This is a genomic window from Methylobacterium crusticola, from assembly GCF_003574465.1.
GTDB lineage: Bacteria > Pseudomonadota > Alphaproteobacteria > Rhizobiales > Beijerinckiaceae > Methylobacterium > Methylobacterium crusticola.
In genome coordinates, this window is the sequence record NZ_QOWC01000120.1 from 1 (window position 1) to 25,717 (window position 25,717).

Consider the following 25,717-nt stretch of genomic DNA (forward strand, 5'->3'; position numbering starts at 1 on the left):
GCACGGCCGGTGCGTCCGGTCGCACGGCCGGCGCGTCCGGTCGCACGGCCGGCGCGTCCGGCCGCCTGAGCATGGCCAGGAAGGCGCGCAGCGGCGCCGGCACCTGCCGGTGGCCCGCGTAGTAGAGGAAGAAGCCCGGAAAGGCCGGGCACCACGGGTCGAGCACGCGGACGAGGCGCCCGTCCGCGAGGTCGGCGGCGACGTAGCCCTCGAACAGGAAGGCGAGGCCGACCCCGTCGAGGACCGCCTGCCGGATCGCCTCCTGCTCGCTCAGGATCAGCGGGCCGTCGACCTCCACCGCCACCGCCTCGCCGTCCCGCTCGAACTCCCAGCGGAACAGGCCGCCGCCCGGGAAGCGCTGGCGGATGCAGGCGTGGACCGCGAGGTCCGACGGGCGCGCGGGGGTGCCGCGGCGCGCCAGGTAGGCGGGCGCCCCCACCACGGCGAGGCGTTGCGGACCCCCGAGCGGCACCGCGATCATGTCCCGCGCCAGCCGGTCGCCGAAGCGCACGCCGGCGTCGAATCCCTCGCCGACCACGTCCGTCAGGGCGTCGTCGCAGGCGATCTCGACCCGCAGGCCGGGATGGAGCGCCAGGAAGCGGGCCATCAGCGGCACGATGACGAGGCGGCTGGCGGCGCGCGGCGCGTTGAGCCGCAGGGTGCCGCCGGGCCTGCCGCCGACGGCCGAGGCCTCCGCCACCGCCCGGTCGATCGCCCCGAGGGCGGGGGCGAGCCGCTCCAGGAGGGCGGCGCCGGCCTCGGTCGGCGCGACGCTCCGGGTGGTGCGGTGGAGCAGGCGCACGCCCATCCGGCCTTCGAGCCCGCGCAGGGCGTGGCTGAGGGCCGAGGGCGAGACGCCGAGCTCCGCCGCCGCGCGCCGGAAGCTGCGATGGGTCGCCACCGCTGCGAAGGCCGCGAGGTCGGACAGGTCGGAGCGCAGCATTGGTGAGCCCTGCTCATCGGTTCATGCGATGCCGCGCAGCTTATCCCGCGGCGGCCGATCTGCCAGATCGGGCCGCGAAGGAGATACCCGCCATGCCACGACGCCCCCTCGGCCGCTCCGGCCTCACCGTCTCCGTGCCCGGCCTCGGCTGCATGGGCATGTCCGAGTTCTACGGCCCGGCCGACGATGCCCTCTCGCGCGAGACCCTGGAGACGGCGCTCGCCCTCGGCTACGACCACCTCGACACGGCCGACACCTACGGGTCCGGCCACAACGAGGCCCTGATCGGGAGCGTGCTGCGGGCCCGGCGGGGGCGCGTCGTGGTGGCGACGAAGTTCGGCATCGTGCGCGAGCCCGGCGCCTACGCGCGCCGGATCGACAACAGCCCGGCCTACGTGGCGGCGGCCTGCGAGGCCTCGCTGCGGCGGCTCGGGGTCGAGACGATCGACCTCTACTACTGCCACCGGCGCGATCCGGCCGTGCCGGTCGAGGAGACCGTGGGCGCGATGGCGCGCCTGGTCGAGGCCGGGAAGGTGCGGGCGCTCGGCCTGTCGGAGGTGTCGCCGGCGACGCTGCGGGCGGCCCACGCCGTCCACCCGATCGCCGCGATCCAGAGCGAGTACTCCCTGTGGAGCCGCGAGCCCGAGGCGGGGATGCTGGAGACCTGCGCGGACCTCGGGGTGACCTTCGTGGCCTATTCTCCCCTGGGGCGCGGGTTCCTCACCGGCGCGCTCGACGTCGGCGCCCTCGGCGACGACGATTTCCGGCGGGCCAATCCGCGCTTCCAGGGCGAGGCGCTCGCCCGCAACCGCCGGCTCGCCGACGGGCTCGGGGCCCTCGCCCGGGAGCGCGGCGTCACGCCGGCCCAGCTCGCCCTCGCCTGGCTCCTCGATGCGGCCCCGCACGTCGTGCCGATCCCCGGCGCCCGCCGCCCGGCGCGGCTCTCCGAGAACGCGGCGGCGGCGGAGATCGGCCTCTCGGGCGCCGAGCGGGCCGCCCTCGACGCCCTGTTCGCCCCCAACGCGGCCGCGGGCGCGCGCTACACGGAGGCCGGGATGGCGGGCATCGAGCGTGCCTGAGCGGGCGACCGTCCGGACGGTCGCCTTGCCGCGCGAAATGCGGCAAGCTCGCCGGGTCGAGGCGCGCGCGCCCGGACCACGCGAGCGGCGATGGACGAGACGGGACGGCACGGCGGGGCACCGGGACGCGGGCGGCGGCTGCGCCGCGCGGCGGGGTCGGCCGTCCTCGCGGCGGCGGCTCTCGTCCTCGGCGGCGCCCTCGCGCTCTGGTCCTTCGCGGCCCGCCTCCCCCCGCTCGACCTCGCGGCCGCCGAGGCGCGCTCCGCCATCGTGGTCGACCGCAACGGCGTGCTGCTGCGCCCCTTCGCCACCCCGGACGGGCGCTGGCGCCTGCCGCTCGGCGTGGAGGCCGTCGATCCCCGCTTCCTCGCGATGCTGACGGCCTACGAGGACCGGCGCTTCCGGCGGCATCCGGGGGTCGATCCGGCCGCGCTCCTGCGGGCTGCCGCGCAGTGGCTCGGGGCCGGGCGCATCGTGTCGGGCGGCTCGACCCTGTCGATGCAGGTCGCGCGCCTGGTCGAGCCCCGGGCCGAGCGCTCGCTCGCCGCCAAGCTCCGCCAGGCCGTCCGGGCGGTCGCCCTCGATCGGCGCCTCGGCAAGGACGGGGTGCTGCGCCTCTACCTCGCCCTCGCGCCCTACGGCGGGCCCGTGGAGGGCGCGCGGGCCGCGAGCCTCGCGTATTTCGGCCGCGAGCCGGCGCGGCTGTCGCTCGCCGAGGCCGCGCTCCTCGTCGCCCTGCCCCAGGCCCCCGAGGCGCGCCGGCCCGACCGCTTCCCCGAGGCCGCCCGCCGCGCCCGGGACCGCGTGCTCGACATCGCGGCCGCCCGCGGCGCCGTGGGGCGCGAGGAGGCCGAGGCCGCCAAGGCCGAGCCGGTGCCCCGGGCCCGCAGGCCCTTCCCGATGCTCGCCGCCCACGCGGCCGAGGCGGCCGTGGCGGCGGCCCCCGCCGGGGCGCCGGGGCGCCAGGTCCACCGCCTCACCCTCGATGCCCGGTTGCAGGCGAGCCTGGAGCAGCTCGCCGCCGAGCGGGCCGCCGCCCTCGGCCCCGGCCTCTCGGCCGCCATCCTGGTCGTCGACAACGCCACCGGGCAGGTGCGGGCCCAGGTCGGCAGCGCCGGCTACCTCGACGCGAGCCGCGCCGGCGCCGTCGACATGACGGCGGCGGTCCGCTCGCCGGGCTCGGCGCTCAAGCCCTTCATCTACGCCCTCGCGTTCGAATCCGGCATCGCCCATCCCGAGACGCTCCTCGACGACCGCCCGTCCCGGTTCGGCGCCGCCTACGCGCCGGAGAATTTCGACCTGACGTTCCAGGGCACCGTGACGGCGCGCCGGGCGCTGCAGCTCTCCCTCAACGTGCCGGCGGTGGAGCTGCTCGAGGCCGTGGGGCCCGCCCGCTTCATCGCGCGCCTGCGCGCCGCCGGGGCCGCGATCGCCCTGCCGCGGGACGCCGCGCCCGGCCTGCCGGTGGCCCTCGGCGGGCTCGGCATCACGGTGAGCGACCTCGCCCGGCTCTTCGCGGGCCTCGCCCGGGGCGGCCTCGTGCCGGACCTCGTGCGCCGCCTCGACGGCCCGGCGCCGCCGCCCCGCGACCTGCCCCGGATCGCCGAGCCGGTGGCCGCCTGGTACGTCGCCGACATCCTGCGCGGGACGCCGCCGCCCGAGAACGCGCTCCCCAACCGCCTCGCCTACAAGACCGGGACCTCCTACGGCTACCGCGACGCCTGGGCGGTGGGCTTCGACCGCCGCGTCACGGTGGCGGTCTGGCTCGGCCGGCCGGACGGCGCCGGCGTGCCGGGCCTCGTCGGGCGCCTCGCCGCGGCCCCGGTGCTGTTCGACGCCGTCGCGAGGGTCGGCGGCGAGCCCGAGCCGGTCGCCCCCGTGCGCGACGCCCTCGTCACCGGCAATGCCGGCCTGCCGCCGCCGCTGCGCCGCCTGCGCCACGAGGCGGGCCTGGCGGGGGCCGCCCCGGGGGGCCGCCTGCGCATCGCCTATCCGCCGGACGGTGCCCGGGTCGATCTCGGCGCCGCCGAGGGCCCGCCGGCGGGCCTCGCCCTCAAGGCGCTCGGCGGCACCCTGCCGCTGATCTGGCTGGTCGACGGCCTGCCGGTGGCCGAGGCCGAGCGGCGCCAGGCCGAGTGGCAGCCGGACGGCGCCGGCTTCGTGCGCATCTCGGTGATGGATGCGGCCGGCACCAGCGACAGCGTGGTGGTGCGCATCGAGTGAGGCGAGGAGGGCCGGCCCGGGCGCCGCGCCGATTTCCCCGCGCCTCGCGCCGCGTCAGCACGGATCGTTTCCCGCCCTCGCGCCGTTCCCACCCGGTGAAGCGTGGCGTGGCTGGTCGTCGGCGCGCAAGTACGGGTTGAGTGATGGCGCGCGTCCGAGGCAACGATGACACCCTGATCCCGCCCCGGCCGACCCGGGTGCAGGCCGCGGAGACGCCCGGCGACGGCCTCGCCGCGCCGCTCGTCATCGCGGCCGTCATCGTGGCGGCCCTGTATTTCGGGCGCGAGATCCTGATCCCGATCGCCATCGCGGTGCTGCTCAGCTTCGTGCTCGGCCCCTTCGTGGGGCTGCTGCGCAAGCTCAAGATCGGGCGGATCGCCTCGGTCGCGCTCGCGGTGCTGATCCTGCTCGGGCTCGTGGCCTCCCTCGGAGGGCTGATCGGCATGCAGGCGGCCGACCTCTCGACGGGCCTGCCGCGCTACCAGCGCACGATCGCCCAGAAGGCCGAGAACCTGAAGTCGGGGGTGCTCGGCGACATCGCCGGCTACCTGCGGACCATCGGGCACCAGATCCAGCAGGCCGGCAGCGCGTCGGAGTCCAGGGCGCCGGACTCGAAGGCGCCGGGGGGAGCTCACGAGGCCAAGCCGCCCGGCGCTCCCCGGAACGCCGCCGCCGGTCCGGCGGCGACGGACCCCGACAAGCCCCTGGTGGTGGAGGTGCGCGAGCGCGAGCTGACGCCCGTGGAGCTCGCCGAGAAGGTCCTGGGCCCGGCGCTGTCGCCGCTCGCCACCCTCGGCATCGTCTTCGTGGTGCTGATCTTCATCCTGGTGCAGCGGGAGGACCTGCGCGACCGCATGATCCGCCTCGTCGGGTCGAGCGACCTGCACCGCACCACCGTGGCGATGGACGACGCGGCGCGGCGCCTGAGCCGCTTCTTCCTGGTCCAGCTCGCCCTCAACGCCAGCTTCGGCCTCGTCATCGGCCTCGGCCTCTGGCTGATCGGGGTGCCGAACCCGATCCTGTGGGGCATCTTCTCGGCGCTGATGCGCTTCGTGCCGTATATCGGCGCCTTCCTGTCGGCCCTGCTGCCCCTCGCCCTCGCGGCCGCGGTGGAGCCGGGCTGGAACACGTTCCTCGCCACGGCCGCGCTGTTCCTGGTGCTCGAGCCGCTGGTCGGCCAGTTCATCGAGCCGCTGGTCTACGGCCACTCCACCGGGCTCTCGCCGTTCGCGGTCCTGGTCTCGGCCCTGTTCTGGACCTGGCTCTGGGGACCGGTCGGGCTGCTGCTCTCGACGCCGCTCACCGTCTGCCTCGTGGTGCTCGGCCGCCACGTCGACACGCTCGAGTTCCTCGACGTGCTGTTCGGCGACCGCCCGGCCCTCACGCCGGTCGAGAACTTCTACCAGCGCATGCTGGCCGACGACCCGGACGAGGCGCAGGAACTGGCCGAGGCCATCCTGGCCGAGTGCTCGCTGTCCTCCTACTACGACGACGTGGCCCTCAAGGGCCTCCAGCTCGCCGCCTCCGACGCCCGCCGCGGCGTCCTCACGGAGGAGCAGCTCGACCGCATCCGCGTCGCCATCGCGGACCTGATCGAGGACCTCGCCGACCGGGACGACGTCACGCCCGAGGCCCGCACGGGCCTCGCCGGGCGCCTGCTGCCGACCCGCGCGGACGATCAGGCCCCGTGCGAGCCCGAGCCGGCGGTGCCGGACGCGCCGGACCCCGCGGCCCTGCCGGAGGCCTGGCGCCGGGAGGGCGCGGTGCTCTGCGTCGCCGGGCGCGGCCCCCTCGACGAGGCCGCCTCGATGATGCTGGCCCAGCTCCTCGGCAAGCACGGCTTCGGCACCCGGGTGGTGCCCTTCGAGGCGGTGTCCCGCGCGGCCATCGGCACGCTCGACGCCGCCGATGCCCGCATGGTCTGCATCTCGTACCTCGAGATCAGCGGCACGCCCGCCCACCTGCGCTACCTCGTCCAGCGGGTGCGGCGGCGCGCGCCGCGGGCGCAGATCCTGATCGGCCTCTGGCCGGCGGACGACGCGGTGCTGAGCGACGAGGGCGTCCGCGCCTCGCTCGGCGCCGACCACTACGCGGTCTCCCTGCGCGAGAGCGTCGAGGCCTGCCTCGAGACCGTCCGCGACGCGCCCGAGACCCGCGCGGCCGCGACCGCGTCCGGGGCGGAGGATCCGGCCCCGCGCCGCGCGAGCGTGCCGGAGGACGCCCCGGCCTGACCGCCTCGGGGCGGGACGCGGCCCGAATGGGGCTTGACGCGCGCGCCCGCGCATCCTCTCGATCCTGCACGACCCGGCCCGCTCCGCGCGGCGGGCGGGCGGGTCGCGGCGAGCGGGGTGAGCGTCGATGAGCGTGGTGGATTTCGCGCGGTTCGTGGACGAGCTCGCGACGCAGTCGGGGCAGGCGATCCTGCCGTTCTTCCGCACGGCCTTCGCGACCGAGGACAAGGCGAAGGGCCAGGCCGCCTTCGACCCCGTGACGGAGGCCGACCGGGCCGGCGAGGCCGTGATGCGCCAGCTCATCAAGCGCACCTTCCCGGACCACGGCATCCTGGGCGAGGAGTTCGGGGCCGAGGACGAGGATGCGGAGTACGTCTGGGTGCTCGACCCGATCGACGGCACCCGGGGCTTCATCGCCGGGCTGCCGCTCTGGGGCACCCTGATCGGCCTCACGCGCCAGGGGGTGCCCTGCTACGGGCTGATGCACCAGCCCTTCACCGGCGAGCGCTTCTTCGGCGACGGCCAGGCCGCCCATTACCGGGGGCCGCACGCGACCCGGCGCCTGCGCACCCGGCGCAAGGCCGATCTCGCCGAGGCCATCATGGCCACCACCGATCCGCGGCTGTTCGGCGAGGGCAGCGACCGGGAGGCCTACGGGCGGGTCGAGCGCGCCGCGCGCCTCGCCCGCTACGGCACCGACTGCTACGCCTACTCGATGCTGGCCGCGGGCCAGATCGACCTCGTGGTCGAGGCGCAGCTGAAGCCCTACGACATCGTGGCAATGATCCCGGTGATCGAGGGGGCCGGCGGCATCGTCACGACCTGGGAGGGCGCGCCGGCGGCCAAGGGCGGCCGCATCGTCGCGGCCGGCGACAGGCGGCTGCACGAGGCGGCCCTGGCGCTGCTCAACGCCTGAGCCGGCCGCCGGCCGGACGCTCGCCCCGGCCCGCTCAGGCCGGACGCTCGCCCCGGCCTGCTCAGGCCGGGGCCGCGGCTTTCCCCTCCCCGAGCGGCGCCCGGGCCGGCGTCGCCGTGCCGGGCACGAAGGCGTCGAAGGCGGCCCAGAACTGCTCCCGGATGACGTCGCGCTCCATCAGGATCTCGTGGCGGGCGCCCCGCAGCGTGATGACGTGGCCGGCCTTGAGGCGGGCCGCGAAGCGCTCGATCGCCGGGGTGCTGCACACCCGGTCGGCGCCCGCCGCCACCACCAGGACCGGCACCCGGATGCCGAGGGGGTAGCGCGGATCCTCGAACCGGCGCATGGCCCGGAAGGCGGCGGCGAGCCACGACACGGTCGGGTCGCCGATGGCGCCGGCCCCGACCGCCAGGGCGGCGGCGGCGTTGCGGGCGTAGCGGGCCGGATCGGCCGTCAGGCGGTTGCCCGGGAAGGGTTTCGTGGCGATCGAGACCGGGCTGCCGGTCGGCACGAACCGGCGGCCGAAGCCGAGGCGCCGGAGCAGGGCCGCGAGGCGCATGGCGGCGCGCGGGCGGCGGATCATGCAGATCGCCAGCATCGGGGCCAGCACGACCAGGCGCTCGAAGGGCAGCCAGCCCTCCTTGGCGCCGTTGAGGCAGATGGCGCCGCCCATGGAATGGGCGAGGCCGAAGAACGGCCGCGGCATCGTCGGCGCGAGCACCTGCGCGTCGATCGCCGCGAGGTCGAGCCGGTACTCGGCGAAATCCCCGACATGGCCCTTGTGCGGGTTCCCGACCGTGCGGTCCGAGCCCCCCTGCCCGCGCCAGTCGAAGGCCACGACGTGGAAGCCCCGGCCGCGCAGGTCCGCGACGGTCTCGAAGTACTTCTCGATGAACTCGGCCCGGCCCTGCACCAGGCAGACCGTGCCGCGGACGGTCCGGGTGGTCGGCGCCCAGGTGGCGGCCCGCAGCGTCAGGCCGTCGGCCGTCGTCACCGCCAGCAGGGCGGCGCCGGGCGGGATCGGGTTGCCGGGGGTGGCGAGCAGCGGGACGGTCACGGGAGCTGGTTCCTCGCGGAGGGTACGCCCGGCACTGTGCCACGGCGAGCGGTGAAGAACGATGCGCCAGGGGCCGCGCGGTCCACAGCCGCGATGGCGCCGGACGGCCCCGAAAAAAATCTCGCGCGGGGAGGCTCCGACAGGGCTTGAACAGTCTAGAGCCCGCTCCGATATCCCGGGAGCGCCGGCCAGCACGGCGGCGCACAAGACCCGGCCCGGCCCCTCGCGGCGGACCATAAGATCGCATATTGCTTCAGACGGAGAATATGTCATGCGTCAGTTCGATTTGGCTCCCCTCTACCGTTCGACCGTCGGTTTCGACCGCCTGTTCTCGGCTCTCGACCAGTTCGTGAGCTCGGATGCGGCTCCGACCTACCCGCCCTACAACATCGAGCGCACCGGCGAGAACGCCTACCGGATCACCCTGGCGGTGGCCGGCTTCACCGACCAGGATCTGTCGATCGAGGTCCGTGAGAACGCGCTGACCGTGAAGGGCGACCGCAAGGCCGCCGAGGCCAAGGCCGCGCAGGCGGCGCGGGCGGAGTTCCTGCATCAGGGCATCGCGGCGCGCGGCTTCGAGCGGCGCTTCCAGATCGCCGACCACGTCCAGGTGACGGGTGCGGTCCTGGAGAACGGCCTGCTCCACGTCGACCTCGTCCGCGAGATCCCGGAGGCCAAGAAGCCCCGCCAGATCCAGATCGCCTCGGGCGCCCGCCCGCAGTCGGTCGCGGGTCCGTCGATCGAGGGTACGGCCCAGCAGGCCGCGTAAGCGGACACCGCGCGGGCCCGACCCGCCCCGGAAGGGGAACGCCCCGGCCTCGCGGCCGGGGCGTTTTCGTGCGTGGCGTCAGCGTTCAGCCGCCGGCATGAGGTGCGTGCCGTGGGTCAGGGCGGCCCCGGCCCGCAGGGCGACCGCCACGAACACCGTCTCGGCGAGCTCCGCCTCCGACGCGCCCGCCTTCCTGGCCGCCTCCCGGTGCACCTCGAGGCAGTACGGGCACTGGGTCGTGAGGGCGACGGCGAGCGCCATCAGCTCCTTGTACTTCCGCGGGATCGCCCCGTCCGCGAGGGCGGCCCGGTCGAGCGCCTCGAACGCCGCCATCGAGTCCGGCGCCAGGGCCTTGAGGGCCGGCAGCTTCTTCAGGTTCGCGCTGTCGTACATCGGTCGCGTCCTCCCTTGGCGAGCCGGGCCGCGCCTGGCCCGCCGCCGTCCGGGGAGTTAGGGCGCGGGCCGTCCGGCGCCCACGCGTCGCGGCGGTCCCGGTGTCAGAGGTCCCCGAAGGCGAGCTGCGCGGTCGTGGGGCGCTTGGCCGGCCGGGCGGCCTTGTCCTTGGCGGCGGCCTTGCGCGGGCGCTTCGGCTCGGCCCCGCGGATGCGGGCCTTGCCCTTGTCGCGGGCGACGGCCTCCGGCGCGGCCTGGTCCCCCGAGAGCCACTTGCCGCGCTTGATCACCTCGTTCACCCGGCCCTGGTTGACGCCGAGCTTGAAGGCGATCTCCTGCTGGGTCATCTCGGTCGCGGCGTGCATGTCGAGGATCTCCCGGGCAAGCTCGGGCGTCATCTTCTTGCCGACGATGCGGCGCCCCGGCTTGACCGTGCGCGTGGCACGGTCGCGCTCACGCAGGCGCTCGAGGACCGCGAGCGCCATGAGCATGCCGTTCTCGCGCAGCGCCTCCTCGAATTCCTTCAGCGTCGTCATCCGCGAACCCCACTTCACGCTCCGCAGAGGAAACGGCTCCGGTTGCGGCCGGTTGCTCCGTCGCGGGGCGTCACCCAGGTTTGTGCGCGTGCCGTTCCGGGATGGCAACCGCGGGGCGCGCTCATCCACCGCTCTCGCGTGGACAAGTCGCCCCTCATCGCGCATGGCTTCTCCCGACGGCCTGCATTGCCCGGGCGGGAGGAGCGCATGGTTCTCGAGATCGCGCAGATCGAGGTGAAGCCGGGGGCCGAGTCCGCCTTCGAGGCGGGCGTCGCCGAGGCCGCCGAGCTGTTCCGGCGCGCCAGGGGCTGCCGCGGGATGGAGCTGCAGCGCTCGGTCGAGCATCCGAGCCGCTACCGGCTGATGGTGCGGTGGGAGACCCTCGAGAACCACACGGTCGATTTCCGCGAATCCGCCGACTTCCAGGCCTGGCGCGCCCTGGTGGCGGACCATTTCGCCGGCGCGCCGCAGGTCGAGCACACCGTGCTGGCGGTGCAGGGCTTCTGAACGAAGGGCGGCCTGCGCCGTTCCTCCCGGAACCGCGCCGGAGACCGCCCATGACGCACGATCCCAAGCCGCCCGCCACCCCCGCCGCGGGCGAAGGGCTCGCCAACGACAGCGTCGGCGCGAGCCGCCGCCCCGCCGGCCACGGCGCGGAACCCGCGGCGGGCGCGAAGCGCGAGCCGGCCTCCGGCACGCCGCAGGGCGGGCGCCCCGCCGACGAGCAGATCCCGAAGGAGTGAGACGGCCCGGGCACGGCCGCTGCCCGGCCGGACGGCGCGCCGCGCCGGGTCAGCGGCTCACCGGCGGGCCGCGCCGGGTCAGCGGCTCACCGGCGGGCCGCGCGGAGTCAGCGGCCCGCCCGGATTTCCGCGAGCAGGGACGCGTCGGCGTAGCCGTCCTGCACCCGCCCGGCGGAGGCCTGGTAGGCCCGGATGGCGGCCCGGGTCCTCGGGCCGACCTTGCCGTCGACGCCGCCAACATCGTAGCCGCGGGCCGCGAGCGCGGCCTGAAGGTCCCGGCGCTCCTCCGCGCTCAGCGGGCGGTCGTCGCGCGGCCAGGCGTGGGCGAAGTCGGGCCCGCCCCGCAGGCGGTCGGACAGGTGCGCCACGGCGAGCGCGTAGGCGAGCGACGTGTTGTAGCGCAGGATGGCATCGAAGCCCGGCAGCAGCAGCAGGGCGGGCCCGCGGGCCCCCGCCGGCAGCACGAGCCGGGCGCGCGCGTCCGGGCTCGCGACGGGGGCCGGCCCGGCCGGGCGCAGGCCCCGCGCCTGCCACTCGGAGAGGGGGCGCGTCGTGACCTCGTCGGCCAGGGCGTAGTCGAACCCCTCGGGCAGCGCGGCCTCGTAGCCCCAGGCCTCGCCGGGCGGCCAGCCCAGGGCCCGGAGGTAGCTCGCCGTCGAGGCCAGCGCGTCCGGGACCGAGTGCCAGATGTCGCGCTTTCCGTCGCGGTCGAAGTCGACCGCCTGCCGCAGGTACGTCGTCGGCATGAACTGGGTGTGGCCCATGGCGCCCGCCCACGAGCCGGTGATGCGCTCGGCCGGCACGCCGCCCTCGGCGACGATCTGCAACGCGGCCACGAGCTCGTCGCGCCAGTAGGGCCCGCGCCGTTCGTCCAGGCAGGCCAGGGTGGCGAGGGCCTGGACGACCGGCCTGACCTTGGTCGGATCGTCGAGCACGGCACCGTAGCCCGACTCGATGCTCCAGATCGCCACCAGAACGTGCCGGTCGACCCCGTAGGCCGCCTCGATGGCGGACAGGGTGGGCGCCCATTCCGCCAGCTTGGCCCGGCCCGCGGCGACGCGCGAATCCTTCGTCGCGCGGTCGACGTACTCCCAGATCGGCGTCTCGAACTCGGCCTGGTGGCGCGAGGCCGCCAGCGCGTCGAGGTCGGGCGAGAGCCCGTCGAGCTCGCGCGCGACCACCGCGGCCGGGACGCCCCGGGCCGCGGTCAGGGGCGCGACGTCCGCCAGGCAGCGATCGAGGGACGGCGTGACCTCGGGCGAGGCCGCGCCGGGTGCCGCGGGCGCGGCCTCGGCGGGCGCTCCCGCGCCGGTCGCGGGCGCTTCCCCGCCGGTCGCGGGCGACTGGCCGAGGGCGGCCGGCACCGCCCCGGCCGATGCCAGGAACCCGAGCAGCAGGGCCGCCGGGCGAAAGGGGTGACGTCGGCCGCGCCGCATCCTTGCTCCTCGCCAGACCTCAGGAGGCGCCCCGCGCCGGGTCCTCCCGCCGCCGGGCCCGCGCTCCGCGGCCGCCCGCCTCCGGCGCGCCGCCGCGGGCGGAGCGGCGGGACGCGGCGACCGCCCGGGTCGTCGCGGCCCCGCCGTCCCGCGGCGTCAGTACCCGTAATCCCGACGCGGGCCCCCGCGCACCGGGCCGTAGCCGTTCCCGGGCGGGGCGACCCGCGAGCCGTAATCCACGTCCCGCCGGGCGTTGCGGGCGGCGATGTAGCGGCCGCCCAGGCACCCGGCCACCGCGCCCACGATTCCGCGGTTGGCGAGGTAGTGGCCGGCGACGCCGCCGATGATCGCGCCCTTGATGCATCCCTTCGCCTCGGCGGCCCCGATCCCCATCAGGGTGATCACCACCATCGCTGACGCCGTTCCCACGACCCGCATGCAAGCCTCCTCGAGCATTGGCAGGAGAAACGGCCGCGTCGGCGGTGTCGTTCCACCCGGAGGCCGCGACGATGCCCCTGCGGCACCCCGGCGCCCGGCCCGATCCTGCGCTCCGATGCATCGATCCCGGCGGCACGGGCGTTTCCCCTCGAGCGCGGCGCACCTCGGCGCCATGGGACGAGCGACGATGACGCCCGAGCAATATCGCCTGATGAGCTTCCTCGACCAGGTCGGAGGCTGGGTCGCGCTGTTCGAGCTGACCGACCCGCGCCACTTCGTCGACGACGACGACCTGTTCGTGCCGAGCCTCGTCGCGAGGGGCTGGGTCGACCACGACGCCGACGACGGGGCGGTGCGGATCACCGAGACCGGCCGCACGGCCTACGGGGCCGCCTGAGGCCCGCTCGGGCCCGCCGCGCCCGCTCGGGCCTCAGGCAGCCCCCGGTCAGGGATGGGCCTCGCGCCACTTCCTGGCGTAGAAGTCCCGGTAGGTCGCGGCACCGACGCCGAGTCCCCCCTCGTAGATGAAGACCTTGAGCATCTGGTTGGCGTTGCCGAGGCCGAGGCTGATGCGCTTGTCGGGATCCGTCTCCGTCGTTGCCGCCCGCTTGAAGCCGAAATCGAAGGCGCTCTTGTACTGGTCGTACCGCGGCGGTGCGTTGCGGTCCGACAGCGGCTTGATCTTGGCGAGCGAGCCGCCGATGTCGAGCCGGACGAAGAACTGCATCTGGAAGGCCGTCGCCAGGAACTCCTCGTCGACGGCGTTCTTGACGTAGTCGGCCTTCTCGCTCGTGGCGATGTCGAGGGACTTCCCGAGGTTCTGCTGCCGGGCGTGGGTCATCTCGTGCACGAAGTACGAGGCGAGCTTCTCGTCTCCCATCGTGTTGTCGAGCGTGCAGGTGTTGTCCTTGCCGCCGACGTAGGAGGCGGGCAGGTTCGTCGTCGCGTAGACGATCTTCACCCCGAACTTCTGGAGCGTGTCGAGGGCGGCCCGCCCCTCAGGCGTCGTCTTGCAGAGTGCTTCAACCTGAGCGAATGCCACTTCGGGCTCCTCTGCCGCCGCGCCGGCGGCCCTGGCGGCGCGGCGGCCGGGTCGCGGCCACGCCGGGTTGTCGGGAACGGCGCCGGCCGGAGCCGGGTTCGCGCCGGGCGCCGCGCCGAGCGCCCGTCCCCGGGACCCTGCCCGCCCGCGGCAAGGCGCGCTGTGCTCCGCCTCACATGCCGCGGCTTTCCGCTCCGCCCGCCGGGCGGCCCATCGGCGCCGGCGCGGCCGCCGGCGGGATTTCGGCCGGGTGCCGCGGCACGGGTGTGACCCGGCTCACGGACCGGGCGCCCCGCGCCGTCATCCTGCATCCATCGTTCACGAGGAGATGCGGACATGATCAGGTGGCCCTGGAGAGCGGCGCTCGTCGCCGGCATCGCGGCTGCGACGCTCGTCGGCGAGGCCGAGGCGCGCGTGACACTCGCCGGGCCCGCGCCGGCGTGCGCCGGGCGCGGCCCGGATCCCCGGGCCGCGCGGCGGCCCGCGCTCCCGGAGGCGGCGGCCCACCCGCGGCGGGGAAAGGGCTCAGAGGCACGGCCGGACGGTGCGGGCGAGCGCGGCCAGAACCGCCGGCCCGCCGCGCTGCCCGCCCCGACGGCAGGCCGTGCCGCATCCCGGGAGAACGCCATGACGACCGGGTCGCCCCCCCGCGAATCCATCGCGCCGCAGCCCGAGATGGCCAGGGGACTGGAGGCGGCGGCCCGCTCCGGCGGCCGCAAGCCCGACGCCCAGGGAACGCGGGCAACCCCCGAGACCGCCCCGCAGCCCGGCCCGATCGAGCCCGCCGAGCGCCGGGCCGCCGAGATCCTCGAGGACGCCGCCGAGCGCGACACCCGCGGCCAGGGTGGGGAGGGCCTGGCCCGGGAGGCCGGGCCGGTGCCGGCCGCGCCTGCCGGGCGCGGACCGGTTCCGGATCCGAGCCTCTGACCGGGGCGGGACGCAGCCTTAACGTCCCGCTTACCTCTTTGCTCGACCCTGCGCGTGCGCATTGAGCAGGGAGACACCATGACCGACACGGCTGGGATCGCAGGCGACCGCATCCGGACCATCGTGGAGCGGGTCGAGCAGCTCGAGGACGAGATCAAGGACCTGATGGAGGCCAAGAAGGAGGTCTTCCTCGAAGCCAAGAGCGACGGGCTCGACGTGAAGATCCTCAAGGAGATCATCAAGCTGCGCAAGCAGGACAAGGACGAGCGCGACGAGCACGAGACGCTGCTCGACGTCTACCTGCGCGCCATGGACGCGCCTACGCCCGCGCCGGTCGCGCAGGCCGCCTGACGCCCTCCCCTCGCGCGCCGGCCGGGGCAATCCCCGTCCCGCGCGGGGGCGCGTGCGCCCGATGCCGGGCGGCTGCCGGTCGCCCGATCCCACGACACCGGCCTCACGCGCGCCCCGGAACGGGTGTAGGATGGGGGATGACCGCCGGGCGTCGGCGCCGGGACGGGACAAGTCGGAGCGACGGAGATGAGCGATCCGGCAACGGATGCGGCCGAGTTCAGCCGGCGCATCAACCGGCTCTGCCTGGACCAGAGCCGGAAGATGCTGGAGTTGCAGAAGGCCTGCGCCGCGGCCTCGACGGCCCGCGACGCCTACGCGGCTCTGCGGATCTATCGGCAGACGCAGCAATCCCTGAGGATCGCCCAGGAAACCTGTGCGCAGGTCGTCGCCTGCGTGGCGGATTTCGTGTCGGCCCACCGTCCCCGCCGGTGAGGCCGGCCGCTCCGGGCGGCGCCGCCTCGGTCCCCGGGTCGTGGCGGCTCCTCCCGGACGGCGCGGCGCACGGCCCGCGGCCGTCCCCTGGGCGAGGCGACGTGACGTTGCGTAGCGATGCGGACCCGGCCGCTCAACCCCGGCTTCCTGCCCGACTGTATTGCGCCCCCGCCGCGATGGTCCATCCCGAGCAGAACAACCGGTTGTACAATCAGCAATTGGTGCTGCGCTCCGCAACATCTTAACCAGACCTTATCACTTGGACCGTAGCGTCCCGGGCACACGTCGTTGGCCGGTGCGGTGCCCGTGGGGCTCCCGCCCTGCCATGTCCCCCGCAAGGTCCGATGCGCGTCGTCCTCGTCGAACCCGGTCAGGTGCTCCGGAAAGCCGTCGCCAGCCTCCTGGAGGAGGGCGGGCACCAGGTGCGGGCCTTCGGCAACTCGCTCGACGCGCTCGCCTGCGTGAAGGAGGACGAGAGCGTCGCCTGCGTCATCACCAGCCTCGAGGTCCAGCCGATCTGCGGCCTCGAACTGTGCTGGTCGCTGCGGGCGTTCGCAGGCGTGGCGCGGCCGCTCGCCGTCATCGCGATGTCGTCCGGGCGCGAGGGCCGGAACCTGGGCGAGGTCCTGGACAGCGGCGCCGACGACTTCATCTCGAAACCTCCCGGCGGCGTCGAGCTGCACGCCCGCTTGCGCGTGGCCGAGCGCGTCCTCGCGCTCCAGCGCCAGCTGATCCGGGATGCGGACACCGATCACCTGACCCAGCTGCTGAGCCGGCGCGGGTTCATGACCCGGGCCCGGGCCTGCGTCGAGGCGCTGCCGCCGCAGGGGCTGCTGACGGCCCTGATGGTCGACATCGACAGCTTCAAGGCGATCAACGACCGCCACGGCCACGAGACCGGCGACAAGGTCATCCGCAAGGTCGCCGACGTGCTGAAGGAGACCGGCGCCCTGGCCGGGCGGCTCGGCGGCGAGGAGTTCGCGGTCCTGATGCCGGGCCACGGGCTCGGCAGCGCCGGCGTCGTGGCCGACCGGCTCCAGAAGCGCTGCGCCCGGCTGCGCATCCCGGGGCGGCGCGGGCCGGTCCCGGTCACGTGCAGCATCGGCGTGAGCGCGTGGTCCGCCCCCGACACGGTCGAGTCCCTGCTCAAGCGGGCCGACGGCGCGCTCTACGCCGCCAAGGCGGGCGGCCGCAACCAGGTGATGTCGGTGGCCGGCGAGATCCTGGACCGGGTGAGCTGAGCGCGGGCCGCGGCCGCCGGCGCGGCGCCGGGGGCCCATCAACCGCCCCGGGCACCGCTCCCCCGAAAGATTCGTCGTCGGAATCGCGGTCTCCGCGTTCGATTGACACTGAAAATGCTCAAACTTACTGTGGCTGTGCTTGCGCGACGGGGGTGTCCCGGCGGCGGGAGGGATGCGTGCTGAACCGGGTGCGTGCCTACGGGTCGAGGCCTCCGGCGGGCGCGGCGCCTCGCCCCGGCGGCGCGCCCGGCGCCCGGCCCTCGCCGGCGGCGCGGCGGCAATCCCCGGCTCCCGCAACCCGCCGCCCGTCACGGCCCCGCACGGTCGTGCCTCGGCCCCGGTGACGCGAGGGCGGGCGCGGTGATCGTCCGGGCGGTCTCCGGGCTCCTCGCGCTCACCGGCCTGACGGCGGCGGGGCTCTATCTCGGGCTGACCCACGCGCAGCTGCGCGTCACCACGGGCCCGCCCGGCAGCGCCATCCAGCGCCTGATCGCGGGCTTCGCGGCCGCCAACGCCAGGCTGCATCCGCGGGTCCGCCTCGTCCTGGTGGAGGAGAGCGGCCTCGGGGCGAACGCCCGGGCCCTGGAGGCGGGCGAGGTGGACCTCGCGGTGATCCGGAGCGACCTGCCGCCGCCCTCGAACGGGGAGACGATCGCGGTCCTGCGCCGCGACGTCGTCGCCCTGGTGCTGCCGCCCCACAGCCCCGTCAGCGCGCTCGGCCACCTCGCCGGCCGCGCCGTGGCGATCCCGAGAAGTCCGGCCCATGACGACGATTCCCGCATCCTCGACCTGCTGCTCGACTACGTCGGCGTGCCGGCCGAGCGGGTGGAGCGCCTCGTCCTCGACCCCGACGCCGTCGGCCGGGCGGTGCAGGAGCGCCGGGCGGCCGCGGTGCTGGCGGTGGGCCCGGTCGGCCCGGGCGCGGTCGTCGACGCGGTGGCGGCGGTGGCCCGGGCGACGCGGGGCACCCCGACGCTCCTCGCCCTCGACGAGGCCGAGGCGATCCACCGGCGCCATCCCGGGCTCGACGCCACGGACGTGCCGGTGGGCGCCTTCCGGGGCCGGCCCGAGGTGCCGGCCGAGACCGTGACCGGCCTGGCGGTGACCTACCGCCTCGTCGCCGCCCGGGCGATGCTCGACATCGTGGCGGCCGCCGTCGCCCGGTCGATCTTCACCACCAAGACCCTGCTCACGCAATCGACGCCCTTCGCGGGCCAGATCGAGGCGCCGGACCTCGACGACAAGAACCCGCTGCTGCCGGTGCATCCCGGCGCCGTGGCCTACCTGACGAACGGCGACCAGAGCTTCTTCGACACCTCGCAGAACTACGTCTACCTCGGCGGCATCGTCCTGAGCCTCGCCGGGTCCGGGCTGGCGCTGGTCGTCGGCCAGGGGCGGCGGCGGCGCGCGGCGCGGGAGCGGCTCCTGATCGCGCGCCTCGTCGGGATCGCGGCCGACGCGGGCAGCGCCGGCGCCGCCGACCTCGACGCCCTCGCGCGCGAACTCCACGTCCTCGCGGGCGCCGCCCTCGCCGACGTGGCCCGCGGCAGCGGCGACGCGGCCGCCCTCGGCATCGCGCTCCCGTACGCCCGTGCGGCGATCGCGGGCCGCCGGGCGGAGCTGGAGCGGCCGCAGGTCCGGCCCGGCCCGCCCGATCCCTAGAGCAGCATCCGATCACGCTGCGATCGGCCGCTGCTCCAGGTTCTTGAGTCTGCCGCATTGTCTGCGGCGAACCGGTGTCCACTTCGCCGGACAATGCTCTAGCGGCCGAGACGTGCCGGTCGCGGCGCCCGGCGCCTGCCTCCCGCGGCGCCGCGCTCGACCGGACTGAGCGGACCGGCGCCCGGGCGCTCCCGCGGCGGCGCCGCAACCGCCGCATCCAGCAGTATCCCCCTCCACGAAAGCAGTAGCCCGGCGGAGATCCTCCACTCTTCTGGGTGCCCGATCTCGCCGGATTGCCCACGTCCCGCTTCGCCCTTGCCGGACTAATCTTCGCTGCGGGCTGGTTCAGCGGGAGAAAGTCCAGGTGGCAAGCATCGGGATCGTCGGCGCAGGGTATGTCGCCGATTACTACATGCGGTCCTTCGAGACGACGCCGGACATCGAGGTCGTCGGCGTGTGGGACATCGATCCGGACCGCCTCTCCGTCTTCTGCACTTTCTGGGACGTTCCGGCCGTGAACGGGATGGCGGAGCTCCTGGCGAAGGCGCCCGACCTGATCCTGAACCTCACCAACCCCGATTCCCACTACGCCGTCAGCCTCGCCTGCCTGGAGAGCGGCGTCTCGGTCTATTCCGAGAAGCCCCTCGCGACCCGGTTCGACGATGCGCGCCACCTGCACGAGGTGGCGACCCGGAAGGGGCTGATGCTGGCCTCGGCGCCGTGCAGCCTCCTGGGGGAGACCGCCCAGACGGTCTGGAAGGCCCTGCGCGAGCAGGCCATCGGCACCCCGCGCCTCGTCTACGCGGAGATCGACGACGGTTTCGTGCCCCGGGCGCCCTACGACCAGTGGCGCAGCGAGTCCGGCGCGCCCTGGCCGGCGCAGGACGAGTTCGCGGTCGGCTGCACCCTGGAGCATGCCGGCTACTACCTGACCTGGCTCATCGCGATGTTCGGCTCGGTGAAGCGGGTCGTCTCGGCCTCCGCCGACGTGCTCGGCCTGACCCTGGAGGACGGCTCCGAGGCCGCGCCGACCTACGCGTCCGCCTCGCTGTTCTTCGAGGGCGGGGTCGTGGCGCGCCTGACCTGCTCCATCGTGGCGCCCCACGACCATTCCCTGCGGATCTTCGGCGACGAGGGCATCCTGGAGGTCGGGGAGTGCTGGTCGAACGACGCGCCGGTGCGCATCCGCCGCCGCCACGTCCTGCGCCGCCGCCTCCTCGACAGCCCGGTCACCCGCCGGGTGCGCCTGCGCGGGCCGACCCACCCGAAGGTCGGGCGGCGCGGCGCCACGGCGATGAATTTCGCGCTCGGCCCCCAGGAGGTGCTCGCCGCCCGGGCCGAGGGCCGCCCCTGCCGCCTCGACGCGGACCTCGCCCTGCACCTGACCGAGGTCACGCTGGCGATCCAGAACGCCGGCGACCGGGCCGGCGGCCAGGTCATGACCTCGCGGGCGCCCGCCATGGCGCCGATGCCCTGGGCCGTGGGCTGAGCGCGCCATGGTCCGGTTCGGCCTGATCGGCACGGGGCGCATGGCGGCGCGGATGCGGGCGAGCCTCGCCCTCGTCCCCGACGCCCGCGTCGTCGCGGTGGCCTCCCGCAGCCCGGCGCGGGCCGCCGCCTTCGCGCGGACCCACCGGATCCCCGCTCACGGCACGCTCGACGATTGCCTGCGCAACCCGGAGGTCGACGCGGTCTACATCGCGTCCGGCAACGCCTCCCACGCCGACGAGGCCGTGGCGGCGATCCGGGCCGGCAAGGCGGTGCTGTGCGAGAAGCCGGCCGCGCTCTCGCCCGCCGAGGCCGCCCGGGTGATCGAGGCGGCGCGCCACGCGCAGGTCCTGTTCATGGAGGCGGTGTGCACGCCGTTCCTGCCGGCCTTCGCCCGCACGGTGGCGCTCGCCCGGGGCGGGACGCTCGGCCGCCCGCTCCTGCTCCAGGCGGATTTCGGCTACCCGGCCCCGCCCGACGCCTATCCGGGCCTCTACGACGCGGCCGGCGGCGGCGTGCTCGCCGACCGCCTCGTCTACCCGCTGGTGCTCGCCCTCGCGGTCTTCGGGCCGGTGGCGCGCGTCGTCCCCTCGGTGGTCGCGGACGCCGCCGGCCTCGACGTGGAGGCGAGCGTGGTCCTCGACCACGCGGGCGGCGGCCGCTCGGTGCTGTGCGTGTCCCTGCGCGCCCTCACGGGCAACGCCGCGAGCCTCGCCTGCGAGCGCGGCCGCGTCACCCTGACGGCGCCGCTGACGAGCCCGGACGGCGTGGTCGTGACCCGGCTCGGGCCCTCGGCCTCGGGCGGCGGCGGGCGCCTCGCTCCCCTGAAGGAGCGCCTGCGGCGCTCGCCCCTGGTGCGGCGGCTCGCGGCGGCGATGAACGCGCGCACGGAGCCGCACCCCTACGGCCCCGACCCGTACCGGCCCGAGCTCCTGCACTTCTGCGCGCTCCTGCGCGCGGGCCGCCGCGAGAGCGACGTGGTCGATTTCGCCACCACCCTGGCGGTGCAGCAGGTCATCGCGTCCGTGCGGGCCGGCGGCGGCGCGATCTGCCCCCCGCAGCCCCTCACCGCCTCACTCCCACAGACCGGAGCAGCCGCATGATCGCGGACCATTGCGAGGGCCTCGACGCCTGCCGTCACGACGTCTGCATCATCGGGGCCGGCCCGGCCGGGCTGTCGCTGGCCGTGGAGCTGGCGCGCCTCGGACTCTCGACGCTCGTGCTCGAATCGGGTGGCACCCGCGAGGAGAGCTTCGCCCAGGACCTCTCCGGCGCCGACCTCGCCGACCCGGCCCGGCATGACGACATGCGGATCGCGGTCGCCCGGCGCCTCGGCGGGACCTCGAACCTCTGGGGCGGCCGCTGCCTGCCCTTCGACCCGGTGGATTTCCGCCCGCGGCCCGGCATGCCCGACTGGCCGATCGGGCCCGACGACCTGACGCCGTTCCTCCCGACGGCCTGCCGCCTCGCCTCCTGCGGCGAGCCGGTCTTCGACGCCCCGGTCCCGGGCGTCGCGGCGAGCGACGACACCTTCTCGTTCACGCGCCTCGAGCGCTGGAGCGGCCGGCCGCGGCTCCAGGTCTCCCACGCCGACGCCCTGGCGACGGACCCGCTGATCGACATCCGCCTGCACGCGACGGTGGTCGACGTGCTGTTCACCGAGAGCGGCGTCGTCCGCGCGGTGGTGGTGGCGCGCCCCTCCGGCGAGCGCACGACGGTCCCGGTCGAGCGGCTGGTCGTGGCGGCGGGCGGGCTCGAGACGACGCGGCTGCTCCTCGCGCTGCAGCGCCGCCGGCCCCGGCTCTTCGGCGGCGCGGACGGCCCCCTCGGCCGGACCTACATGGGCCACGTCATCGGCGAGATCGCCGACATCACCTTCGCGACCGACGCCCTCGACGCGGCCTTCGACTACCAGCGCGACCGCAACGGCTGCTACGTACGCCGCCGCTTCGTGCCGAGCCCCGCGGCGCAGAACGAGCACGACCTCCTCAACATCGCGTTCTGGCCGGTCGTCCCGATGATGGCGGATGCGGGCCACGGCAACGCGCTCCTGTCCCTCGCCTTCCTGGCCCTGTCGATCGACCCGATCGGCCGCGCCCTCCTGCCGGAGGCCCTGCGGGTCCGCCACGTGCCGAAATCCGTCGCGCGCTGGCCGCACGTGCGCAACACCTGCCGGGGCCTGCCGGGGGCGCTGCTCTCCGGGTCGCGGGTCCTCTGGCAGCGCTACGGCGCGGCGACGCGCCTGCCGGGCCTCTACGTGCGCAACCCGGGACGCCGCTACGGCCTGTCCTACCATTCCGAGCAATCGCCGCGGGCCGACAGCCGGGTGCGGCTCTGCGACCGCATCGACGCGACCGGGCTGCCGCGGCTGCACATCGACTACCGGGTCCACGAGGACGACGCCCGCGCGGTGGTGCGCGCCCACGACCTCCTGGGCGGCTGGCTCGCCCGGACCGGCTTCGGGCGCCTCGAGTACCGCCAGCCGGCGGAGCGCAACGTCGAGGCGGTCATGCGGCTCTCCGGGCACGGCACCCACCAGATCGGCACCGCCCGCATGGCGGACGCCCCCGCCCGCGGTGTGGTGGACCGCGACCTGCGGGTGTTCGACTCGCCGAACCTGTACCTGGCGAGCGCCGCCGTGCTGCCGCGCTCGGGCCAGGCGAACCCGACCCTGACGGTGATCGCCCTCGCGGTGCGGCTCGCCCACCACATCGCCGCCCAGGCGGCGCGCGAATCCCTGCGGCCGGCCGCCTGATCCGGCGCGCCGCGTGATCCCGGGTCGCGCCGCGTGATCCCGGGTCGCGCCGCGTGATCCCGGGTCGCGCCGCGTGATCCCGGGTCGCGCCGCGTGATCCCGGGTCGCGCCGCGTGATCCCGGGTCGCGCCGCGTGATCCCGGGTCGCGCCGCGTGATCCCGGGTCGCGCCGCGTGATCCCGGGTCGCGCCGCGTGATCCCGGGTCGCGCCGCGTGATCCCGGGTCGCGCCGCGTGATCCCGGGTCGCGCCGCGTGATCCCGGGTCGCGCCGCGTGATCCCGGGTCGCGCCGCGTGATCCCGGGTCGCGCCGCGTGATCCCGGGTCGCGCCGCGTGATCCCGGGTCGCGCCGCGTGATCCCGGGTCGCGCCGCGTGATCCCGGGTCGCGCCGCGTGATCCCGGGTCGCGCCGCGTGATCCCGGGTCGCGCCGCGTGATCCCGGGTCGCGCCGCGTGATCCCGGGTCGCGCCGCGTGATCCCGGGTCGCGCCGCGTGATCCCGGGTCGCGCCGCGTGCGTCGCGGTCGCGGTCGTGCGAAACGTGTGTCTTCGCCACGACCGCGACCGCGACGCCGCGACAGGAAGCCCCGCCATGCCGCTCTACGCCCTCGACGACCACAGCCCGATCCTCGCCGAGCCGGGAAGCGCCTGGATCGCGCCCGACGCCCACGTGATCGGCCGGGTCCGCCTCGGGCGCGACGTCGGGATCTGGTTCGGCGCCACGCTGCGCGGCGACAACGAGGAGATCGTGGTCGGCGACCGCACCAACATCCAGGAGAACGCGGTCCTGCACACCGATCCGGGTTTTCCGCTGAGCCTCGGGGCGGGCGTGACCGTCGGGCACGGCGCCATCGTGCACGGCTGCACGGTGGGGGACAACTCGCTCATCGGCATGGGCGCCACCATCCTCAACGGCGCCCGGATCGGCCGCAACTGCCTCGTGGGCGCCAACGCCCTCGTCACCGAGGGCAAGACGTTCCCGGACAACAGCCTGATCGTCGGCGCCCCCGCCAAGGCCGTGCGCAGCCTCGACGCCGCAGCCGAGGACACCCTGCGGCGCTCGGCCGAGAGCTACGTCGCCAAGGCCCACCGCTTCGCCGGGGGCCTGCGCCGCGTCGACTGAGCCGGCGGCTCCGGCGCGTCGACTGAGCCGGGCGGCTCCGGGGCGTCGCCGGGCGACCCGCGGCCGCCGCGCCCGGGACGCCCGCCCGGCGGCGCTGCGCGGGGCTCTCCCTCGTACGCGGCGCCGGGCTGCCGGCCGTGCCGCCGCCCTCGCCTCCTCCACGCGCGACGCCCGTCCCGGCGCTCCCGCCGGCGCGGGGCCTGGGCGGCGAAGCCGCGCGCCGGCTCCCCCGAAACGGCCCCCCTCACCCGCCCCACCGGGCGACAATGCGTCACCGGAGCTCCGCGGGTCGGAACCCGGAGCGTCCCGGTGCCGGCCGGTCCGGATCTCGCACCGCCGCGCCCGTGCGGGAACGCCGTGCGGCGGCGCCTTCCCCAGGGGAGTGGACGAAGAATTTCGCGGACGCACGGACCGTGCGACACCGACCCCCGCTATCCGAAAGAATTCGACCAGCTTCAGTCACGTCTATGCTTGAAGATACGGCCTCATCCTGATAGAAGTCCGTCATCCTGAGTTTTCGAGACCCAGGACACCTGCGAGGCGCACTCTTCGAGTGCGCCTTTTTTTACGTCGCCTGCGTGTATGGACACGTGTTCGCAACGGCAAGGGGTCCCGGCGCGATGCCGAGACCCCTGCACGTCCGTCGATCGGGCGGACGAACGGGCGCCCAGCCCCCGGGGTGGCCGGGTGCCGGCTGGACGCACCCGGCCGCCTCCCGGCGCCGGTCCGGACGAGAGACGGTGTCCGCTCCTCCGGTCCCGGCGCGCGGCAGGCCGGAGCCGACGCGTCGCCGGCTCCGGCCTCGCGGAGCGGCACCCGAGCGCGTCGCGATCGGGTGCCGCTCCCGGTCCTGGATCCGGCGGGTCCCCGCCGGATCGGTCTCCGTGTCGGCGGGGAGCGCGCTAGAAGTCGCGCTGGACCCGCATGCGGACCTGGAACGAGTCCGTCGCGTTCACGGTGGCGAGCGGGACGCCGCCAAAGGTCGGCACGCCGTTGACGACGCCGGTCGGCGTCACCGGGTTCTTGTTCTGGTCGACGACCCGGCCGTTGCTGAGGGCCTGGCGCGCGTACAACCCCTCGACGCCGATATCGAGGTCCCGCACCGGCGACCAGATCAGGCTCGCGCCGGCGACGATCTGGTTGGTGTCGCGCAGCACGTTGCTGAATGCGAACTGCGATGCGGTGGGGCTCAGGATGAGCGACGCGCCCACGAGGCCGCTGACCAGGCCGACGCCCGCCCGGCTCCCCTTGCCGAAGCTCTGCTCGCCGTAGCTGCCGATGAAGGCCGAGCGCCATTCCGGCGCCCAGTAGTGCAGGTACGAGCCCACCACCGTCCAGCTCGACGACAGGTCCAACTTGCCGGTGAACGGGTCGATGACCGCGTCGGAGTACCAGTTGCTGAAGCTCGATCCGGGCGCGACGTTGCCGCTCGACGTGTAGCTGCCGTTGTAGGTGGAGTAGCCGGTGTAGAGCTGCGCGCCGACGCCGTACGAGCCCTGGAGGTAGAGGGCGTCGCCGGCGGCGATGAACGGGAGGTTGACCTTGACGCCGCCCTGCACCGCCCAGCCGTACTCTGTGGTCGGCCGCGGGGCGGTGACGCCGCCCGGGATCGAGGCCGGGAAGCCCGGGAAGGGCGTGAAGCTGCTGGCGTTGCCGGTGTTCAGCTCGTGCACGGCCGCCGAGATCTGGGCCGAGCCCCAGGCCGCGTCGTAGCGCAGGGCGCCGACGAAGTCGGGCATGCGCGAGCGCTGGATCGCGTCGTAGTTCGCCACGCCCACCGGCACGCCGGCCGCGTTGACGGCGATCACCGGCGTGAAGTTGCCGCTGCCGGCGCCGAAGACCTGGAACTGGCTGGCAGCGCCGGCGGTGCCGGTGCCGAAGATCGGCGTCCTGCGGAAGACCGGGTCCTCGACCGAGAGCGTGGCCGAGAAG

25 protein-coding genes are annotated in these 25,717 nt (G+C 75.2%); 17 read left to right on the forward strand and 8 right to left on the reverse strand.

The genetic code is table 11. The annotated features are described in order from the left end of the window. On the reverse strand, window positions 1-943 hold a 943-nt coding region (locus tag DT057_RS24155), incomplete at its 3' end, for a LysR family transcriptional regulator (protein ID WP_162501490.1). Window positions 944-1,035: 92 nt separating this feature from the next. On the opposite strand from DT057_RS24155, the gene DT057_RS24160 reads away from it, so the two are divergent. The 4 genes from DT057_RS24160 to hisN all read left to right on the forward strand — a co-directional run bounded on the left by DT057_RS24160 (window position 1,036) and on the right by hisN (window position 7,392). After that, the gene (locus tag DT057_RS24160; protein WP_128564653.1) at window positions 1,036-2,022 is read left to right on the forward strand and encodes an aldo/keto reductase; all 987 of its coding nucleotides are present in this window, start codon (window positions 1,036-1,038) and stop codon (window positions 2,020-2,022) included. A gap of 90 nt (window positions 2,023-2,112) precedes the next feature. Beyond that, window positions 2,113-4,245, forward strand: a complete 2,133-nt coding sequence (pbpC, locus tag DT057_RS24165; protein WP_128564654.1) for a penicillin-binding protein 1C — start codon at window positions 2,113-2,115, stop codon at window positions 4,243-4,245. A 143-nt stretch (window positions 4,246-4,388) separates the two neighbouring features. After that, window positions 4,389-6,476: an AI-2E family transporter gene (locus DT057_RS24170; protein WP_128564655.1), complete on the forward strand. Its 2,088-nt coding sequence runs from the start codon at window positions 4,389-4,391 to the stop codon at window positions 6,474-6,476. 127 nt (window positions 6,477-6,603) lie between these two features. Beyond that, window positions 6,604-7,392, forward strand: a complete 789-nt coding sequence (gene hisN, locus DT057_RS24175) for a histidinol-phosphatase (protein ID WP_128564656.1) — start codon at window positions 6,604-6,606, stop codon at window positions 7,390-7,392. 61 nt (window positions 7,393-7,453) lie between these two features. Here the strand turns inward: hisN and DT057_RS24180 are convergent, their stop codons facing one another. Continuing rightward, complete coding sequence (locus tag DT057_RS24180; protein ID WP_128564657.1) at window positions 7,454-8,449, reverse strand: alpha/beta fold hydrolase; 996 nt, start codon at window positions 8,447-8,449, stop codon at window positions 7,454-7,456. A 271-nt stretch (window positions 8,450-8,720) separates the two neighbouring features. On the opposite strand from DT057_RS24180, the gene DT057_RS24185 reads away from it, so the two are divergent. Next, window positions 8,721-9,218: an Hsp20 family protein gene (locus DT057_RS24185; RefSeq protein ID WP_128564658.1), complete on the forward strand. Its 498-nt coding sequence runs from the start codon at window positions 8,721-8,723 to the stop codon at window positions 9,216-9,218. 78 nt (window positions 9,219-9,296) lie between these two features. On the opposite strand, the gene DT057_RS24190 is transcribed toward DT057_RS24185, so the two are convergent. Next, window positions 9,297-9,611 (reverse strand): carboxymuconolactone decarboxylase family protein, encoded by a 315-nt coding sequence (locus DT057_RS24190; RefSeq protein WP_128564659.1) that lies wholly within the window; start codon window positions 9,609-9,611, stop codon window positions 9,297-9,299. A 104-nt stretch (window positions 9,612-9,715) separates the two neighbouring features. Next, entirely contained in the window at window positions 9,716-10,147 is a 432-nt protein-coding gene (locus DT057_RS24195) for an RNA polymerase subunit sigma-70 (protein WP_128564660.1), read from the reverse strand. A 207-nt stretch (window positions 10,148-10,354) separates the two neighbouring features. Between DT057_RS24195 and DT057_RS24200 the strand changes: the two genes are divergently transcribed. Beyond that, entirely contained in the window at window positions 10,355-10,654 is a 300-nt protein-coding gene (locus tag DT057_RS24200; protein WP_128564661.1) for an antibiotic biosynthesis monooxygenase family protein, read from the forward strand. Between the two features lie 50 nt (window positions 10,655-10,704). Continuing rightward, entirely contained in the window at window positions 10,705-10,890 is a 186-nt protein-coding gene (locus DT057_RS24205) for a hypothetical protein (protein ID WP_128564662.1), read from the forward strand. 107 nt (window positions 10,891-10,997) lie between these two features. Here the strand turns inward: DT057_RS24205 and DT057_RS24210 are convergent, their stop codons facing one another. Next, window positions 10,998-12,326 carry a lytic murein transglycosylase gene (locus tag DT057_RS24210; RefSeq protein ID WP_128564663.1) on the reverse strand — a complete coding sequence of 443 codons (1,329 nt, stop codon included), beginning with the start codon at window positions 12,324-12,326 and terminating at the stop codon, window positions 10,998-11,000. A gap of 156 nt (window positions 12,327-12,482) precedes the next feature. Continuing rightward, the gene (locus DT057_RS24215) at window positions 12,483-12,764 is read right to left on the reverse strand and encodes a hypothetical protein (protein WP_128564664.1); all 282 of its coding nucleotides are present in this window, start codon (window positions 12,762-12,764) and stop codon (window positions 12,483-12,485) included. A 187-nt stretch (window positions 12,765-12,951) separates the two neighbouring features. On the opposite strand from DT057_RS24215, the gene DT057_RS24220 reads away from it, so the two are divergent. Beyond that, entirely contained in the window at window positions 12,952-13,161 is a 210-nt protein-coding gene (locus DT057_RS24220) for a hypothetical protein (RefSeq protein ID WP_128564665.1), read from the forward strand. A gap of 48 nt (window positions 13,162-13,209) precedes the next feature. Here the strand turns inward: DT057_RS24220 and DT057_RS24225 are convergent, their stop codons facing one another. After that, window positions 13,210-13,806, reverse strand: coding sequence for a DUF6782 family putative metallopeptidase (locus DT057_RS24225; RefSeq protein ID WP_128564666.1), 597 nt, complete (start codon window positions 13,804-13,806; stop codon window positions 13,210-13,212). Window positions 13,807-14,433: 627 nt separating this feature from the next. Here DT057_RS24225 and DT057_RS24230 point away from each other — a divergent pair. The 9 genes from DT057_RS24230 to DT057_RS24270 all read left to right on the forward strand — a co-directional run bounded on the left by DT057_RS24230 (window position 14,434) and on the right by DT057_RS24270 (window position 23,785). Then, the gene (locus DT057_RS24230; protein WP_128564667.1) at window positions 14,434-14,733 is read left to right on the forward strand and encodes a hypothetical protein; all 300 of its coding nucleotides are present in this window, start codon (window positions 14,434-14,436) and stop codon (window positions 14,731-14,733) included. 78 nt (window positions 14,734-14,811) lie between these two features. Beyond that, a complete protein-coding gene (locus DT057_RS24235; RefSeq protein ID WP_128564668.1) occupies window positions 14,812-15,084 on the forward strand; it encodes a DUF2312 domain-containing protein in 273 nt (90 codons plus the stop codon). Window positions 15,085-15,270: 186 nt separating this feature from the next. Beyond that, a complete protein-coding gene (locus DT057_RS24240) occupies window positions 15,271-15,516 on the forward strand; it encodes a hypothetical protein (RefSeq protein ID WP_128564669.1) in 246 nt (81 codons plus the stop codon). Between the two features lie 344 nt (window positions 15,517-15,860). After that, a complete protein-coding gene (locus DT057_RS24245; RefSeq protein WP_128564670.1) occupies window positions 15,861-16,757 on the forward strand; it encodes a GGDEF domain-containing response regulator in 897 nt (298 codons plus the stop codon). Between the two features lie 360 nt (window positions 16,758-17,117). Continuing rightward, window positions 17,118-18,419 carry a TAXI family TRAP transporter solute-binding subunit gene (locus DT057_RS24250; protein ID WP_162501491.1) on the forward strand — a complete coding sequence of 434 codons (1,302 nt, stop codon included), beginning with the start codon at window positions 17,118-17,120 and terminating at the stop codon, window positions 18,417-18,419. A 364-nt stretch (window positions 18,420-18,783) separates the two neighbouring features. Continuing rightward, window positions 18,784-19,908 carry a Gfo/Idh/MocA family protein gene (locus tag DT057_RS24255; protein ID WP_128564672.1) on the forward strand — a complete coding sequence of 375 codons (1,125 nt, stop codon included), beginning with the start codon at window positions 18,784-18,786 and terminating at the stop codon, window positions 19,906-19,908. 7 nt (window positions 19,909-19,915) lie between these two features. Then, window positions 19,916-21,010, forward strand: coding sequence for a Gfo/Idh/MocA family protein (locus tag DT057_RS24260; RefSeq protein WP_128564673.1), 1,095 nt, complete (start codon window positions 19,916-19,918; stop codon window positions 21,008-21,010). Beyond that, window positions 21,007-22,662, forward strand: a complete 1,656-nt coding sequence (locus tag DT057_RS24265) for a GMC oxidoreductase (RefSeq protein WP_128564674.1) — start codon at window positions 21,007-21,009, stop codon at window positions 22,660-22,662. The genes DT057_RS24260 and DT057_RS24265 overlap by 4 nt, the downstream gene beginning before the upstream one ends. Window positions 22,663-23,254: 592 nt before the next feature. Then, complete coding sequence (locus DT057_RS24270) at window positions 23,255-23,785, forward strand: gamma carbonic anhydrase family protein (protein WP_128564675.1); 531 nt, start codon at window positions 23,255-23,257, stop codon at window positions 23,783-23,785. Between the two features lie 902 nt (window positions 23,786-24,687). Here DT057_RS24270 and DT057_RS24275 read toward each other — a convergent pair. Beyond that, window positions 24,688-25,717: porin (locus DT057_RS24275; protein WP_203236363.1), on the reverse strand; the 1,030-nt coding region annotated here is incomplete at its 5' end.

Coding starts and splice junctions, on each gene's coding strand:
- DT057_RS24160 (WP_128564653.1), top strand. CDS start 1,036: ATGCCACGACGCCCCCTCGGCCGCTCCGGCCTCACCGTCTCCGTGCCC.
- pbpC (WP_128564654.1), top strand. CDS start 2,113: ATGGACGAGACGGGACGGCACGGCGGGGCACCGGGACGCGGGCGGCGG.
- DT057_RS24170 (WP_128564655.1), top strand. CDS start 4,389: ATGGCGCGCGTCCGAGGCAACGATGACACCCTGATCCCGCCCCGGCCG.
- hisN (WP_128564656.1), top strand. CDS start 6,604: ATGAGCGTGGTGGATTTCGCGCGGTTCGTGGACGAGCTCGCGACGCAG.
- DT057_RS24185 (WP_128564658.1), top strand. CDS start 8,721: ATGCGTCAGTTCGATTTGGCTCCCCTCTACCGTTCGACCGTCGGTTTC.
- DT057_RS24190 (WP_128564659.1), bottom strand. CDS start 9,611: ATGTACGACAGCGCGAACCTGAAGAAGCTGCCGGCCCTCAAGGCCCTG.
- DT057_RS24195 (WP_128564660.1), bottom strand. CDS start 10,147: ATGACGACGCTGAAGGAATTCGAGGAGGCGCTGCGCGAGAACGGCATG.
- DT057_RS24200 (WP_128564661.1), top strand. CDS start 10,355: ATGGTTCTCGAGATCGCGCAGATCGAGGTGAAGCCGGGGGCCGAGTCC.
- DT057_RS24205 (WP_128564662.1), top strand. CDS start 10,705: ATGACGCACGATCCCAAGCCGCCCGCCACCCCCGCCGCGGGCGAAGGG.
- DT057_RS24210 (WP_128564663.1), bottom strand. CDS start 12,326: ATGCGGCGCGGCCGACGTCACCCCTTTCGCCCGGCGGCCCTGCTGCTC.
- DT057_RS24215 (WP_128564664.1), bottom strand. CDS start 12,764: ATGCGGGTCGTGGGAACGGCGTCAGCGATGGTGGTGATCACCCTGATG.
- DT057_RS24220 (WP_128564665.1), top strand. CDS start 12,952: ATGACGCCCGAGCAATATCGCCTGATGAGCTTCCTCGACCAGGTCGGA.
- DT057_RS24230 (WP_128564667.1), top strand. CDS start 14,434: ATGACGACCGGGTCGCCCCCCCGCGAATCCATCGCGCCGCAGCCCGAG.
- DT057_RS24235 (WP_128564668.1), top strand. CDS start 14,812: ATGACCGACACGGCTGGGATCGCAGGCGACCGCATCCGGACCATCGTG.
- DT057_RS24240 (WP_128564669.1), top strand. CDS start 15,271: ATGAGCGATCCGGCAACGGATGCGGCCGAGTTCAGCCGGCGCATCAAC.
- DT057_RS24245 (WP_128564670.1), top strand. CDS start 15,861: ATGCGCGTCGTCCTCGTCGAACCCGGTCAGGTGCTCCGGAAAGCCGTC.
- DT057_RS24260 (WP_128564673.1), top strand. CDS start 19,916: ATGGTCCGGTTCGGCCTGATCGGCACGGGGCGCATGGCGGCGCGGATG.
- DT057_RS24265 (WP_128564674.1), top strand. CDS start 21,007: ATGATCGCGGACCATTGCGAGGGCCTCGACGCCTGCCGTCACGACGTC.
- DT057_RS24270 (WP_128564675.1), top strand. CDS start 23,255: ATGCCGCTCTACGCCCTCGACGACCACAGCCCGATCCTCGCCGAGCCG.